Raw genomic sequence first — 14,500 nt, 5'->3', positions numbered from 1 at the left:
AACGCTGTTCCACAGGAAAGTCCATGGCTGTTATTCAAGACATTATCGCTGCGCTCTGGCAACACGACTTTGCCGCGCTGGCGGATCCTCATATTGTTAGCGTTGTTTACTTTGTCATGTTTGCCACGCTGTTTTTAGAAAACGGTCTGCTGCCCGCTTCATTTTTGCCAGGCGACAGCTTGTTGATACTGGCTGGCGCACTGATTGCCCAGGGGGTGATGGATTTTCTGCCAACAATCGTGATTCTGACTGCCGCAGCCAGCCTGGGCTGCTGGTTAAGTTATATTCAAGGGCGTTGGCTAGGTAATACCAAAACGGTGAAAGGCTGGCTGGCACAGCTCCCCGCTAAATATCATCAGCGCGCCACCTGTATGTTTGACCGCCACGGTTTGCTGGCTTTGCTGGCTGGACGTTTTCTTGCATTTGTCCGCACGCTGCTACCAACCATGGCGGGGATTTCCGGTCTGCCAAACCGCCGCTTCCAGTTTTTCAACTGGTTAAGTGGATTGCTATGGGTCAGCGTGGTGACCGGTTTCGGCTATGCCTTGAGCATGATCCCGTTCGTTAAACGCCATGAAGATCAGGTAATGACATTCCTGATGATCCTGCCGATTGCCCTGTTAACCGCCGGCCTGTTAGGCACGCTGTTTGTGGTGATTAAAAAGAAATACGGTAACGCCTGACGTTTTTCTCCGTTCCCGGCAGCGATGCCGGGAACACATTTAACTCCCCTGCATCGCCCGCATTCTTGCCGCATCTTCCCCCGGCGTCACACCGAAGTAGCGTTTAAACTCACGGCTAAATTGCGACGCACTTTCGTAGCCGACGCGCATCGCCGCCGCGCTGGCCTTCATGCCATCATGGATTATCATCATCCGCGCCTTATGCAGTCGGTAGTTCTTCAAATACTGCAACGGTGAGGTGCTGGTGACAGACTTAAAATTATGGTGGAACGCTGAAACGCTCATGTTAGCTTCTGCCGCCAGTTGCTCGACGCTCAGGTTTTCGGTGTATTTATTCTCAATCCGTTTCAGCACGCGGCTAATCAGGCTGAAGTGAGTCTGACGACTGACCAGCGCCAGTAATGCGCCACCGCAAGGTCCGGTCAGCACGTAGTAAAGAATTTCGCGGATGATCTGTTTGCCAAGAATGCGCGCATCCAGCGGTCGCTCCATCACGTCCAGTAACCGCTCCGCCGCGCATAAAATCTCTTCTGACAACGTAGCGGAGTTTATGCCACTGGCAGCCATCGACGGCTGGAAATGCTCATCTTCACCAATGTCCATCAACAGTTCCTGTAACTGCAAAATATCGACGTTGAGACGTAAGCCCGCTAATGGCACCTCCGGCGTGGCATAGGTTTCGCACTCAAACGGTAACGGCACCGTCAGCAGCAGATATTCATTGGCATCATAACGAAACACGCGTTCATTGATATAGCCGATTTTATGCCCGGAAAAGAGAATTATGATGCCAGGTTCATACATCACCGGCGTACGTGCGCCGGGGTTCTCGCCATACAATAAGCGCACATCGGGCAATAGCTCAGACAAACTATTTTCTTTATTTTTCAGGTTATTAATTTTGTCCGTCAGCAGGCGGTAAATCTCTTCACGTTTCATATCGCGTAATTTCTTAAGAATAATGCGGCAATTTGATTGTGCGCAATTTTGTAACATTTCTCCAGTACTCTGGAGAAATAGGCAAGACATTGGCAGAAATGAGCATTGAGAGCTGCGGCGCTGGCGACCACAATGAAAAACATCAGGCAGACCGATCTCTGCCCTAATATTGGCTCAGCAAAGGGAGCAAGTAATGAACAACTTTAATCTGCACACCCCAACCCGTATTCTGTTTGGTAAAGGCGCTATCGCTGGTTTACGCGAACAAATTCCTCACGATGCTCGCGTATTGATTACCTACGGCGGCGGCAGCGTGAAAAAAACAGGCGTTCTCGATCAAGTTCTGGATGCGCTGAAAGGTATGGATGTGCTGGAGTTTGGCGGTATCGAGCCAAACCCGGCTTATGAAACGCTGATGAACGCCGTGAAACTGGTTCGCGAACAGAAAGTGACTTTCCTGCTGGCGGTTGGCGGCGGTTCCGTACTGGACGGCACCAAATTTATCGCCGCAGCGGCAAATTATCCTGAGAATGTCGATCCGTGGCACATCCTACAAACTGGCGGTAAAGAGATTAAAAGCGCCATCCCAATGGGCTGTGTGCTGACACTGCCAGCGACCGGTTCAGAATCCAACGCAGGTGCGGTGATCTCCCGTAAAACCACCGGCGACAAGCAGGCGTTCCATTCTGCCCATGTTCAGCCCGTATTTGCCGTGCTCGATCCGATTTATACCTACACCCTGCCGCCGCGTCAGGTGGCTAACGGCGTAGTGGACGCCTTTGTACACACCGTGGAACAGTATGTTACCAAACCGGTTGATGCCAAAATTCAGGATCGCTTCGCAGAAGGTATTTTGCTGACGCTTCTCGAAGATGGCCCGAAAGCCCTGAAAGAGCCAGAAAACTACGATGTACGCGCTAACGTCATGTGGGCGGCAACCCAGGCGCTGAACGGTTTGATTGGCGCTGGCGTACCACAGGACTGGGCAACGCATATGCTGGGACACGAACTGACTGCGATGCACGGTCTGGATCACGCGCAAACGCTGGCTATCGTTCTGCCTGCCCTGTGGAATGAAAAACGCGACACCAAGCGCGCAAAACTGCTGCAATATGCTGAACGCGTCTGGAACATCACTGAAGGTTCCGACGATGAGCGTATTGACGCCGCAATTGCCGCGACCCGCAACTTCTTCGAGCAATTGGGCGTGCCAACCCGCCTCTCCGACTACGGTCTGGACGGCAGCTCCATCCCGGCATTGCTGAAGAAACTGGAAGAACACGGCATGACCCAACTGGGCGAAAATCATGACATTACGCTGGATGTCAGCCGCCGCATTTACGAAGCTGCTCGTTAAGCTTTTTCCTCCTCAAACTTTCGTTTTTGGGTATTTCGTCCAGACTTAAGTTCACACCAACTCACCGGAGCCTGCTCCGGTGAGTTCATATAAAAGGAGGAACGTATGGCTAATCCAACCGTTATTAAGCTACAGGATGGCAATGTCATGCCCCAGCTGGGACTGGGTGTCTGGCAAGCAAGTAATGAGGAAGTCATCACCGCTATCCAAAAAGCGTTAGAAGTGGGATATCGCTCGATTGATACCGCCGCTGCCTATAAAAACGAAGAAGGTGTCGGCAAGGCGCTGAAAAATGCCACTCTTGCCAGAGAAGAGTTGTTCATTACAACCAAACTGTGGAACGACGACCACAAACGCCCCCGCGAAGCACTGCTCGACAGCCTGAAAAAACTTCAGCTTGATTATATCGACCTTTACTTAATGCACTGGCCCGTTCCCGCTATCGATCACTATGTCGAGGCGTGGAAAGGAATGATTGAGCTGCAAAAAGAAGGATTAATCAAAAGCATTGGCGTCTGTAACTTCCAGATCCACCACCTGCAACGTCTGATCGACGAAACTGGCGTGACGCCTGTTATTAATCAGATCGAACTTCACCCGCTGATGCAGCAACGCCAGCTTCACGCCTGGAACGCTACGCACAAAATCCAGACCGAATCCTGGAGCCCATTAGCGCAAGGTGGGAAAGGCGTTTTCGATCAGAAAGTCATTCGCTACCTGGCGGATAAATACGGCAAAACACCGGCACAAATTGTTATCCGCTGGCATCTGGATAACGGTCTGGTGGTGATCCCGAAATCGGTCACGCCTTCACGCATTGCCGAAAACTTTGATGTCTGGGATTTCCGTCTCGACAAAGACGAACTTTGTGAAATCGCAAAACTCGATCAAGGTAAACGTCTCGGTCCCGATCCCGACCAGTTCGGCGGCTAACGCGCAAATTCTCCCGGTGGCGGTAATGTTCCGCTACCGGACTTTTCAGAAATCATTTATTCCCCTCACCTCCCGCCCGTTGTTACTCTCCCTTGTTCAGAAATGCCAAATTTAAGGACATCATCATGCAGAGCTGGAAGCTCTTAAAGCAACAAAGCATCTACAATATGGATAAACACGACGGTGAGGTGAAAAACAGATGAAAATAATACTTCTGTTTTTGGCGTTTTTTGCAAGCTTCACTACTCAGGCACAATCACCCTCGCTGACTGCTGAACAGACAGTTCGCCAGATTTATCAAAACTATAAATCTGATGCCAGCGCGCCTTATTTTGGTGAGACAGGAGAGCAGGCGATAACGTCTGCACGCATACAAAAAGCACTTACCCTGAATGATAATCTCACGCTGCCGGGCAATATCGGCTGGCTGGATTATGATCCGATTTGTGATTGTCAGGATTTTGGCGATCTGGTGTTAGAAAGCGTAGCAGTTACTCAAACGGATACCGATCATGCAGATGCCGTTGTGCGCTTTCGTACCTTTGACGACGATAAAGAAAAGACCACGCAAACGCTGAAAATGGTGGCAGAAAATGGTCGTTGGGTCATTGATGATGTCATCAGCAACCATGGCAGCGTCTGGCAGGCAGTTAATAGCGAGAATGAAAAAATACTGGCGACGCTGGCATCGCTGCAAAAAGAACAGCCAGAAGCCTTTGTCGCTGAATTGTTTAAACATATTGCCGATTATAGTTGGCCCTGGACATGGGTTGTTTCCGACACCTATCGTCAGGCAGTCAATGAATTTTATAAAACCACATTCAATAAAAACGGCAATTTCGATCAAGAGATGCAAATAGAACGGCAATTTATTTACGACAATCCGATTTGTTTTGGCGAAGAGTCGCTATTTTCTCGCGTTGATGAAATTCGTGTACTCGAGAAAACTGCCGATTCCGCCCGTATTCATGTTCGTATTGCGCTGACCAATGATAACAGTGAAGAGCAGGATTTAGTTTTACAGCGGCGCGAAGGAAAGTGGGAAATTGCCGATTTTATCCGTACTGGCAGCGGTAGCTTGCTTAAACAGATTGAAGCGAAAACCGCCGCCAGATTAAAGCAATAAGCTGAATAATTAATACCAGATAAAGGAAACTGGAAATGAAGAATCAACTGTTACTCTTTTTTCTAATATTTATACTCACAGGCTGTGTCAATAATGAAAAAATCAGTCATGTAGAAAATGATATTTATCTGATAAATATAAAAATTAAGCAACTCCAACAGGATATCGACGCTTTACGTCAGGAAATTCAGGTAGCAAAAGAAGCGGCAGAAAAAGTCAATACACGGCTGGATGATGCCGGGAGATGGCCAGACGGAATTTGGGCGCACCCGCCACGGTGGTAATACTCCACTAAACGTCAATCAACTATTAATCAGAACAATAAAAAACAGGGAGAAATAAATAATGAAAAAGATTTTCACCGTGGGAACACTCATTCTGGTAACCGGCTTATTAAGTGGTTGCGTCAATGAGCAAAAGGTCAATCAACTGGCAGGTAATGTACAAACATTAAATACCAAAATCGCCAGGCTTGAGCAGGATATAAAAGCATTACGCCCGCAAATCTACGCCGCCAAATCCGAAGCTAACAGAGCCAATACACGCCTTGATGCGCAGGACTATTTCGATTGCCTGCGCTGCTTGCGTATGTACGCAGAATGATAAAAAAATCCCCGGCAGCATGTCAGTTGCCGGGGATATTTTTTAACGTCCAACCGCCGCTTTAGGGCGTTTCTTCGCCCCAGCATTCACCGGACGAGATTGCGTAGACGACGCTTTTTTTGCCGTAGCAGGCGTCTGACGCTGGGTCGCCATCGGCGTATGTTTAGTCAACGCCGGACGGGTATTGCGGTTCTGGCGACGAGCTTCGCGCATCTCTTCAATGGTTGGCGCAGGCACTAAGCAATCGCGACGGCTGCCAATCAGATGCTTTTTACCCATCGCTTCCAGCGCCTGGCGGATTAACGGCCAGTTTGCCGGATCGTGGTAACGCAACAACGCTTTATGCAGACGACGCTGCTTGTCGCCCTTCGGCACGAAGACGTCTTCGCTCTTATAACCAATTTTCGCCAGCGGATTTTTGCCGGTGTAATACATGGTGGTTGAGTTAGCCAGCGGCGACGGATAGAAGTTCTGCACCTGGTCGAGACGGAAGCGATGTTTCTTCAGCCACAGCGCCAGATTCACCATATCTTCATCGCGCGTACCGGGGTGCGCGGAGATGAAATACGGGATCAGATACTGCTCTTTACCTGCCTGTTTCGAGTAGGTGTCGAACAGTTCTTTAAAGCGGTCATAGCTACCCATGCCCGGCTTCATCATCTTCGACAACGGCCCTTCTTCGGTATGTTCCGGGGCAATCTTCAGATAACCGCCAACGTGATGGGTTGCCAGCTCTTTGATATAGCGCGGATCTTCCACGGCGATGTCATAACGCACACCGGAGGCGATCAGGATCTTTTTAATGCCTTTCAGATCGCGCGCGCGGCGATAGAGGTTGATCGTCGGTTCGTGGTTAGTGTCCATATGCGGGCAAATATCCGGGTAAACACACGACAAACGGCGACAAGTTTGCTCGGCGCGTGGTGACTTGCAGCGCAACATATACATGTTGGCAGTTGGCCCACCGAGATCGGAAATCACGCCCGTAAAGCCCGGAACGGTGTCGCGGATCGCTTCAATCTCATTGATGATCGAATCTTCCGAACGGCTCTGAATAATGCGCCCTTCATGCTCGGTAATAGAGCAGAAAGAGCAGCCGCCAAAGCAGCCACGCATAATGTTGACCGAGAAACGGATCATTTCGTAAGCCGGAATACGGGCATTACCGTAAGCCGGATGCGGCACGCGCTTGTACGGCAGCGCAAAGACGCTGTCCATCTCTTCGGTAGAAAGCGGAATAGCTGGCGGGTTGATCCACACATAGCGGTCGCCATGTTTTTGCATCAGCGCGCGGGCACAGCCAGGGTTGGTTTCGTGGTGCAAAATACGCGAAGCATGAGCGTACAGCACTTTATCTGCCTTTACTTTCTCGAAAGAAGGTAACAAAACGTAGGTTTTTTCCCACGGTTTCGGGCGCGGCGGCTGCACGGTAACGGCTTTGGCTTCTTGTTTTTTCGGAGCCACCGGTTTGTTATCCGCACACGGCAAATCTTCGCCATACGGATGCGGAATAGGGTCGATTTTCCCTGGTGTATCAAGACGAGTAGAATCCACGCCGCTCCAGCCAGGCAGAGCCTCTTTCACGATAATCGCGGTATTACGTACATCGCGGATTTCGCTAATCGGCTCGCCCATCGCCAGACGATGCGCCACTTCCACCAGCGGACGCTCACCGTTACCGAACATCAGCATGTCGGCTTTGGAATCCACCAGCACGGAACGGCGCACGGTATCAGACCAGTAATCATAATGCGCGGTACGGCGCAGGCTGGCTTCAATACCACCGAGGATCACCGGAACATCTTTCCATGCCTCTTTACAACGTTGGGTATAAACCAGCGTGGCGCGATCCGGGCGCTTACCCGCGACGTTATCCGGCGTGTAAGCATCGTCATGACGCAAACGGCGATCGGCAGTGTAACGGTTGATCATCGAGTCCATATTGCCTGCGGTCACGCCGAAAAACAGATTCGGTTTACCCAGACGCATAAAGTCGTCTTTGCTGCTCCAGTCCGGCTGGGCGATGATCCCGACGCGAAAGCCCTGCGCCTCCAGCATACGACCGCAAATCGCCATCCCGAAGCTTGGGTGATCGACATACGCGTCGCCAGTAACCAAAATGATGTCGCAGCTATCCCAGCCAAGTTGATCCATCTCTTCACGAGACATCGGCAAAAACGGTGCCGGTCCAAAACAGGCGGCCCAGTACTGCGGCCAGGAGAACAGGTCGCGATCCGGTTGGATCAGGGAGATAGAGCTCATTTTGCTTCCAGAAATGATAAAAAAATAATCAAAGGCCGGGGATTATAAGCCGGAACGAAAGAGAAATCGAAAGGTATTCCATACTCGCCCTCCTCGGGCGAGTATGGCGATTAAGGCACTGGATTAACCAGCAACTGCCCAATAGAGCCGCGATCCGCCATTTCCAGTGTCTGGCTACCAAAGTAAAACGGGAAATGCGCCCAGGAAGGCTGACCGTAATAAACAAGCAGTTCCACTTGTCCATCAACCCAGACGGTATCTTTCCAGCCTCTGTCTTCCGGGAATGGCATTGCGCCATTCACGTTACGGATCTGGAACATCACACCTTCAATATGGAATGATTGCGGCTCGTCCGCGCGTACCGTCCAGCGTTCCCACGTTCCCTGCTGGGCAGCAACATCAATGCGATTAACGTCCCATAGCTGCCCGTTGATGCCGGGATCATCGCCCAGGCTAATATCACGGCTGCGAATCGGTGAACCGGCCATGATTTCAGTCGGTAACAAGCGCATCGGCAGGCTGTCAGTGACCAGCGGCAGAAGGCCGGTCGGGCGCAACGTTAGCACCAGCGTGGAAACCAGAATGCTGGACGGCTCAAAGAAGCCACGAATACGATCAACAATGCTCGCCGCTTCGCCACAGGTGATAGACACTTCATCACCGTTGCTCATATCCACCAGAATTTCACGGCGTTCGCCCGGCGCCAGCGAAAGCTGCTTCACCGACACGGGAGCAGGCAGGAATCCCTGATCGCCAGAAATCACGTGCAACGGACGACCATCGCTCATCTGCAGTTGATAGCGACGGGAGTTCGATGCGTTCAGCAGGCGCAGGCGCACCCAACCGCGCGAAACTTCAACGTACGGGCTTTGTACACCGTTGACCAGCAGCGTATCGCCAACAAAGCCGCCACTTCCCGGTTCGTTGTATTCTGGCGTACCAAAGTTATCCAGCCGTTTATCCTGGATAATGACAGGAAAATCATCCACACCATAATGGTTAGGAATGGGCAGCGACTTGCTGACTTCATCTTCCACCAGCCACATCCCGGCAAGGCCGTTATAGACCTGCTGCGCCGTGCGGTTGGGGGTATTAGCGTGATACCACAAAGTCGCAGCATTCTGGCGAATTGGCAGCACAGGCGCCCAGTCAGCGTTTGGCGACATCATGCGTGCCGGACCGCCCATCAGTGGACCTGGCACTTGTAATCCAGCCACTGTCATTGAGACATTTTCTGTCAGTCGGTTGCTGTAAATCAGCTTAACATCGTCGCCCTTCCAGACGCGAATAGTCGGCCCCAGGTAGCGACCATTGATACCCCAAACCGACGCGCGCGTTCCTGGCGTAAATGACCAGTGCGCACGTTGTACTGTCATAAATAGCGGTTGCCCACGGCGAGATTCAAGCAGCGGCGGAACGGGCAGTGGTTGCTGTTGACCGGCTGCGCTTGCCTTCAGGGGGACAGCACCTGCACACAGTGCGATCCCCGATGCCTGAATGAACTGACGCCGACTGAGTGACATATTTGCTCCATGTAAAACTGGCTAAAGTAATACCGTGCAGGAAAACATCCCCGCAAAAAACAGATTGCCGACTTAAACTTTTCCGGCGGCTTCGCGCTCTGCGACTTCTTTATCGAGCTCGGCGATTTTTTTTTCCATTATCGAACGACAATGAGCAGCCAGCTCGCGAACCTGATCTTTACCATATTGACTGATGTCAATTGGCGGCAGCATTTCTACGATCACTAAACCATTATTCAGTCGATTAAGATTAATCTTATTCGAAGTCGTGGAAACACACACGGGAATAATCGGGACGCCTGCCGCAATTGCCGCATGGAATGCCCCAGTTTTAAACGGCAACAGACCGCGACCACGGCTGCGCGTTCCTTCCGGGAACATCCAGATGGAAATACGGCGTTTTTTGAAGTGATTCACCACTTCCGCGATAGTGCCGTGCGCCTTAGTACGGTTGTTTCTGTCGATCAATAAGTTGCCGGTTAACCAGTACAACTGCCCAAAGAAGGGGATCCACAGCAAACTCTTTTTACCCACTGTAACCGTCGGCGGCTGCACGATGTTCGATGCTGTCACCATGTCATAATTGTTCTGGTGGTTAGCAATATAGATAGCATTACCATAGCTTTCAGCATCTGCAGGTTTGCGACACTCAACTTTCAGCCCGTACAGCGGCGCAAGGCGCCCAAACATATGCCCGAAGGTGGCTACATGCTTTGGATTTCGCGGGCTGAAAAGGCAGTAAATGGAGCCGAAAACACAGACTAAGATGCTGTAAATAACGGTAATAATAAGACGAAAGATATATAGCATAACACCCTCTGAAGATCTGAGAGACTGGCATTGTACGTCACCTGAAATCAGGTTAGGGCATTGTTAAAAGCCGCTCTCTGGAAAAGCGTATTGTTAATCGCAACGCATGAATAAACAACGGTTTCAAGGGAATTTTTATCGTTTCCTGGGGCTGATTACGCTGCCGGATGACGACTTAACGTGTCATCCGGCGTTCCTTACAAACGGGAGAAAGCCCCTCCGGCATGTTACTCTTCGCTATCGCTACTGCTGGCGCGGTGAGGTGAGTCAATCTCGACACGGTCGATACGCTGTAAACCGCGCATCAAGGTGCCACGGCGACCACGCTCACCGGTCACTTTCAGCAGTTCTTCCGGGCGCAGTTTGATTTTGCGTTTCCCGACATGAATAGTCAGAGTGCTCTGCGGCGGCAGTACATACAGGTGTGCCAGACCATCCTCGCCCCGCGCAGCTTCTGCCGATGGGATGTTGATGATCTTGTTGCCTTTACCCTTCGACAGTTGCGGAAGCTCACTTACCGGGAACATCAACATACGTCCCGCCAGGGTGATAGCCAGTAGCATATCAGAGGCATCTTCAATCACTACTGGCGGCATAACATGCGCATTTTCAGGTAAGGTAATCAATGCTTTACCTGCACGGTTACGGGCAACAAGATCATTAAAGGTGCAGACGAATCCATAGCCAGCATCGGAAGCCATCAACAGTTTCTTATCGTCGCTTTCCATTAGCATGTGATCAACAGTGGCACCTGGCGGTAACGTCAGTTTACCGGTGAGTGGTTCGCCCTGACCACGCGCCGACGGCAGCGTAATCGGGTCGATGGCGTAGCTACGACCAGTGGAATCAACAAATACCACCGGTTGGTTGCTCTTGCCTTTCACCGCCGCTTTGAAGCTATCGCCCGCTTTATAGTTCAGGCCTGGTGCGTCAATGTCATGGCCTTTGGCGCTGCGTACCCAACCCATCTGTGACAGCACAATGGTAACGGGTTCGGACGGCAGCATATCGTGCTCGCTCATCGCTTTCGCTTCTTCGCGTTCCTGCAACGGCGAACGGCGATCGTCGCCATAGGCTTGTGCGTCGGCCTGTAGCTCTTTCTTCAGCAGGTTATTCATCTTGCGCTCGGAAGCCAGAATGCTCTGCAACTGGTCGCGCTCTTTTTCCAGTTCGTTCTGCTCACCGCGAATCTTCATCTCTTCCAGTTTGGCGAGATGACGCAGTTTCAGTTCAAGGATCGCTTCCGCCTGGGTTTCCGTAATGCCAAAACGCGACATCAGTGCCGGTTTCGGTTCATCTTCATTACGAATGATCTCAATCACTTCGTCGATATTGAGAAACGCCACCAGCAAACCTTCAAGAATATGCAGGCGCTTGAGGACTTTCTCCAGACGATAATTGAGACGGCGGCGCACGGTATCGCGACGGAACACCAGCCATTCGGAGAGGATTTCCAGCAGGTTTTTCACCGCCGGACGCCCATCCAGACCAATCATATTGAGGTTGATACGATAGCTCTTTTCCAGATCGGTCGTGGCAAACAGATGATTCATCACCTGATCCATATCCACACGATTAGAACGCGGCACAATCACCAGACGGGTCGGGTTCTCGTGGTCAGATTCATCGCGCAGATCGTCAACCATCGGCAGCTTTTTGTTGCGCATTTGCACAGCAATTTGCTCCAGTACGCGCGCACCAGAAACCTGATGCGGTAAGGCGCTGATAACTACCGCGCCATCTTCTTTCTTCCACACCGCGCGCATACGCACAGAACCACGACCGTTCTCGTAGATTTTACGGATCTCGGCGCGGGAGGTGATAATTTCCGCTTCGGTCGGGTAGTCCGGGCCCTGAACAATATCCAGCAACTGGTCAAGCGTGGTTTTCGGCTGGTCGATTAAAGCGATTGCCGCCTGGGCGACTTCACGCAGGTTGTGTGGCGGAATGTCCGTCGCCATCCCGACAGCAATACCGGTGGTGCCGTTAAGCAAAATATTCGGCAAGCGAGCAGGCAGCATTTTCGGCTCCTGCAACGTGCCGTCGAAGTTTGGCACCCAGTCCGCCGTCCCTTGCCCCAGCTCACTCAATAACAGCTCAGAATATTTCGACAGGCGGGATTCGGTATAACGCATTGCCGCGAACGATTTCGGATCGTCCGGTGCCCCCCAGTTTCCCTGCCCATCAACCAGCGGATAACGGTAAGAAAACGGCTGCGCCATCAGTACCATCGCTTCATAGCAGGCGCTGTCACCGTGCGGATGGTATTTACCCAGTACGTCACCCACAGTACGGGCCGATTTTTTAAATTTGGCGGTAGCATTCAGACCCAGTTCTGACATCGCATACACAATGCGGCGCTGAACAGGTTTCAGACCATCACCAATAAACGGCAACGCACGATCCATGATGACGTACATGGAGTAGTTTAAGTAGGCGTTTTCCGTAAATTCATGTAGCGCAAGGCGCTCTGCCATATCGCTCATTAATTCTGATTCCTCAACTTATTCGCCAGCCTTCAAAGGGGCAATATTGCCGGAGATACTACATTATCTGTCGCGTCGAGTCACAGGAGATCAGTGTGAATAGTGCCGCCGGACGTGCTCCGACGGCGATAAAGGCATCAATGTGCCTTGATATACAACTCTTTGCTGTAGACATAATCCTGGGGATTATGCAGCGGGAAACCGCCAACGTAAGGTTTAAGCAGTTTGATCAGTGGCTGATAGTAGACAGGAATGAGCGGTGCCTGCTGGTTGATAATGGCCTCTGCCTGTTGATACAGCGCATTACGCTTTGTCGCGTCAGTGGTCTGAGCGGCCTGGTTTAGTAACGCGTCATACTTTGCATTTTTCCAGTGGCCGACGTTCTCTTCACTATCGCTTTTAAGCGTGTTCAGGAAGCTGGATGCATCATTATATGTCGCATCCCACGACTGCCGCGACAACATGAAATCACCGCTACGCCGGGCATCGAGATACGTTTTCCACTCCATTGTGCGCAGCGTCACCTGTGCGCCAAGCCATTTTTTCCATTCGGAAGACAAGGCTATCGCCGTTTTTTCATGCAGATCGTACTTGTTGTAGAACAGTTCAAAGCGTAGCGGATGAGAGGCGTCGTATCCCGCTTGTTTCAGCAAGGCTTTTGCCATCGCAACACGCTCACCCATTGGCTTTTGCAGTTCCTCGAACGTTGGCGCACGAAATCCTTCTACCTCTGGCGGTGTCAGCGTTGTTGCGGGCGTTCGCAACCCAAGTATCTTTTGCGCGATTAACGGCCTGTCGACCGTAAGATACAACGCCCGCCGCACACGGGCGTCATCAAACGGCGGTTTCCGGGTGTTGAAGTTGTAATATTCGCTGTTCAGACGCGGGATAATTCGCAGCTCGCCAGGAAGTGATTTTTCGATTGCAGGAATTTGCTGCGCCGGAACCCAGGTGAGATCAACCTCTCCCGCGCGATAGCGGTTATAGCCGGTGACCGAATTATCCAGCGCCAGATACTCAACCTGCTGCAAGACAGTATGCTCTGCATCGCGGTATTGAGGATTTTTTCGCGCTGTAATCTTTTCGTTAACTACCCATTTATCAAGCACAAAAGCGCCGTTGTAAACCATATGTCCAGGCTTACTCCAGCTATCGCCATACTTCGCAATCACATGATGCGGAACCGGAAACAGCGTCGGCCAGGCGAGCATGGTCGTGAACCAGGGAACGGGTTGCTCAAGCGTGACTTCAAGAGTGCGATCATCGGTAGCCTTCACACCCAGCGATGCAATATCCGCTTTACCTGCCACAATAGCCGCTGCATTTTTAATATGCGCCTGTGCCAGATAGCCGGCAAAAGGGCTTGCCGTTTTGGGGTCAACCGCGCGCTGCCAGCCGAGGACAAAATCCTGTGCCGTTAAGGGCTGGCCATCAGACCACTGTAAGCCGTTACGTAAATGGAAAACATAGCGTTTGCCGCCATCTGACACCTCCCATGATTCGGCCTGAGCGGGTTGCACTTTGCCTTCACTGTCTATCCATACCAGACCTTCAAACAGATCCAGCACAATCTGCGCAGCAGTATTCTCCTCAACCTTTTGCGGGTCGAGCGTACCTGGGTCGCTATGATTGTTGTAACGAAAGACTTGTTGCGGGGCGAGCGGTGTGTTGGCGGGAACGTCAGCAGCATAGAGAGGAGCCGCACTTACCAGGCTGACCAGCCATAATAAATTTCGCGTATACATGGTATTCCTTACCGGAGAAATTATAAGCCCGAC

Annotated in this window: 12 protein-coding genes; 6 read left to right on the top strand and 6 right to left on the bottom strand. The window is 51.5% G+C overall.

Going from position 1 to position 14,500, the window contains the following annotated elements; genetic code table 11:
- Positions 1–23: 23 nt before the first annotated feature.
- On the top strand, positions 24–683 hold the full coding sequence (gene yghB / locus HEN21_RS11865) for a DedA family general envelope maintenance protein YghB (RefSeq protein ID WP_016159785.1): 660 nt from the start codon (positions 24–26) through the stop codon (positions 681–683).
- Positions 684–722: 39 nt separating this feature from the next.
- Here the strand turns inward: yghB and yqhC are convergent, their stop codons facing one another.
- Positions 723–1,622, bottom strand: coding sequence for an AraC family transcriptional regulator (gene yqhC / locus HEN21_RS11860; protein ID WP_203218742.1), 900 nt, complete (start codon positions 1,620–1,622; stop codon positions 723–725).
- Positions 1,623–1,815: 193 nt separating this feature from the next.
- Here yqhC and yqhD point away from each other — a divergent pair, with 193 nt between their 5' ends.
- The 5 genes from yqhD (at position 1,816) to yqhH (ending at position 5,641) form a co-directional block, all read left to right on the top strand.
- Positions 1,816–2,979: an alcohol dehydrogenase gene (yqhD, locus tag HEN21_RS11855; RefSeq protein WP_001058825.1), complete on the top strand. Its 1,164-nt coding sequence runs from the start codon at positions 1,816–1,818 to the stop codon at positions 2,977–2,979.
- A 105-nt stretch (positions 2,980–3,084) separates the two neighbouring features.
- Positions 3,085–3,912, top strand: a complete 828-nt coding sequence (gene dkgA, locus HEN21_RS11850) for a 2,5-didehydrogluconate reductase DkgA (protein WP_176251935.1) — start codon at positions 3,085–3,087, stop codon at positions 3,910–3,912.
- A gap of 199 nt (positions 3,913–4,111) precedes the next feature.
- Positions 4,112–5,038, top strand: a complete 927-nt coding sequence (locus tag HEN21_RS11845; protein WP_000691652.1) for a YbjP/YqhG family protein — start codon at positions 4,112–4,114, stop codon at positions 5,036–5,038.
- Between the two features lie 35 nt (positions 5,039–5,073).
- Complete coding sequence (locus HEN21_RS11840) at positions 5,074–5,322, top strand: hypothetical protein (RefSeq protein ID WP_176251934.1); 249 nt, start codon at positions 5,074–5,076, stop codon at positions 5,320–5,322.
- Between the two features lie 61 nt (positions 5,323–5,383).
- A complete protein-coding gene (yqhH, locus tag HEN21_RS11835; RefSeq protein ID WP_000719321.1) occupies positions 5,384–5,641 on the top strand; it encodes a lipoprotein YqhH in 258 nt (85 codons plus the stop codon).
- A 42-nt stretch (positions 5,642–5,683) separates the two neighbouring features.
- Here yqhH and HEN21_RS11830 read toward each other — a convergent pair whose 3' ends face one another.
- The 5 genes from HEN21_RS11830 to HEN21_RS11810 all read right to left on the bottom strand — a co-directional run bounded on the left by HEN21_RS11830 (position 5,684) and on the right by HEN21_RS11810 (position 14,467).
- Positions 5,684–7,903, bottom strand: coding sequence for a YgiQ family radical SAM protein (locus HEN21_RS11830; protein WP_000095166.1), 2,220 nt, complete (start codon positions 7,901–7,903; stop codon positions 5,684–5,686).
- Between the two features lie 110 nt (positions 7,904–8,013).
- A complete protein-coding gene (gene ftsP, locus HEN21_RS11825) occupies positions 8,014–9,426 on the bottom strand; it encodes a cell division protein FtsP (protein ID WP_000059392.1) in 1,413 nt (470 codons plus the stop codon).
- A 72-nt stretch (positions 9,427–9,498) separates the two neighbouring features.
- Positions 9,499–10,236: a 1-acylglycerol-3-phosphate O-acyltransferase gene (plsC, locus tag HEN21_RS11820; protein ID WP_176251933.1), complete on the bottom strand. Its 738-nt coding sequence runs from the start codon at positions 10,234–10,236 to the stop codon at positions 9,499–9,501.
- A gap of 227 nt (positions 10,237–10,463) precedes the next feature.
- Positions 10,464–12,722, bottom strand: a complete 2,259-nt coding sequence (parC, locus tag HEN21_RS11815; RefSeq protein WP_176251932.1) for a DNA topoisomerase IV subunit A — start codon at positions 12,720–12,722, stop codon at positions 10,464–10,466.
- A 137-nt stretch (positions 12,723–12,859) separates the two neighbouring features.
- Complete coding sequence (locus HEN21_RS11810; protein ID WP_000288653.1) at positions 12,860–14,467, bottom strand: ABC transporter substrate-binding protein; 1,608 nt, start codon at positions 14,465–14,467, stop codon at positions 12,860–12,862.
- Positions 14,468–14,500: the final 33 nt, after the last annotated feature.

This window comes from Escherichia sp. 93.1518, assembly GCF_013368915.2.
Classification (GTDB): domain Bacteria; phylum Pseudomonadota; class Gammaproteobacteria; order Enterobacterales; family Enterobacteriaceae; genus Escherichia; species Escherichia ruysiae.
This window is presented reverse-complemented; position numbering and strand designations above follow the sequence as displayed.

Excerpts from the sequence above, each read along its gene's own strand:
- yghB (WP_016159785.1), top strand. The coding sequence starts at position 24 with ATGGCTGTTATTCAAGACATTATCGCTGCGCTCTGGCAACACGACTTT.
- yqhC (WP_203218742.1), bottom strand. The coding sequence starts at position 1,622 with ATGAAACGTGAAGAGATTTACCGCCTGCTGACGGACAAAATTAATAAC.
- yqhD (WP_001058825.1), top strand. The coding sequence starts at position 1,816 with ATGAACAACTTTAATCTGCACACCCCAACCCGTATTCTGTTTGGTAAA.
- dkgA (WP_176251935.1), top strand. The coding sequence starts at position 3,085 with ATGGCTAATCCAACCGTTATTAAGCTACAGGATGGCAATGTCATGCCC.
- HEN21_RS11845 (WP_000691652.1), top strand. The coding sequence starts at position 4,112 with ATGAAAATAATACTTCTGTTTTTGGCGTTTTTTGCAAGCTTCACTACT.
- HEN21_RS11840 (WP_176251934.1), top strand. The coding sequence starts at position 5,074 with ATGAAGAATCAACTGTTACTCTTTTTTCTAATATTTATACTCACAGGC.
- yqhH (WP_000719321.1), top strand. The coding sequence starts at position 5,384 with ATGAAAAAGATTTTCACCGTGGGAACACTCATTCTGGTAACCGGCTTA.
- HEN21_RS11830 (WP_000095166.1), bottom strand. The coding sequence starts at position 7,903 with ATGAGCTCTATCTCCCTGATCCAACCGGATCGCGACCTGTTCTCCTGG.
- ftsP (WP_000059392.1), bottom strand. The coding sequence starts at position 9,426 with ATGTCACTCAGTCGGCGTCAGTTCATTCAGGCATCGGGGATCGCACTG.
- plsC (WP_176251933.1), bottom strand. The coding sequence starts at position 10,236 with ATGCTATATATCTTTCGTCTTATTATTACCGTTATTTACAGCATCTTA.
- parC (WP_176251932.1), bottom strand. The coding sequence starts at position 12,722 with ATGAGCGATATGGCAGAGCGCCTTGCGCTACATGAATTTACGGAAAAC.
- HEN21_RS11810 (WP_000288653.1), bottom strand. The coding sequence starts at position 14,467 with ATGTATACGCGAAATTTATTATGGCTGGTCAGCCTGGTAAGTGCGGCT.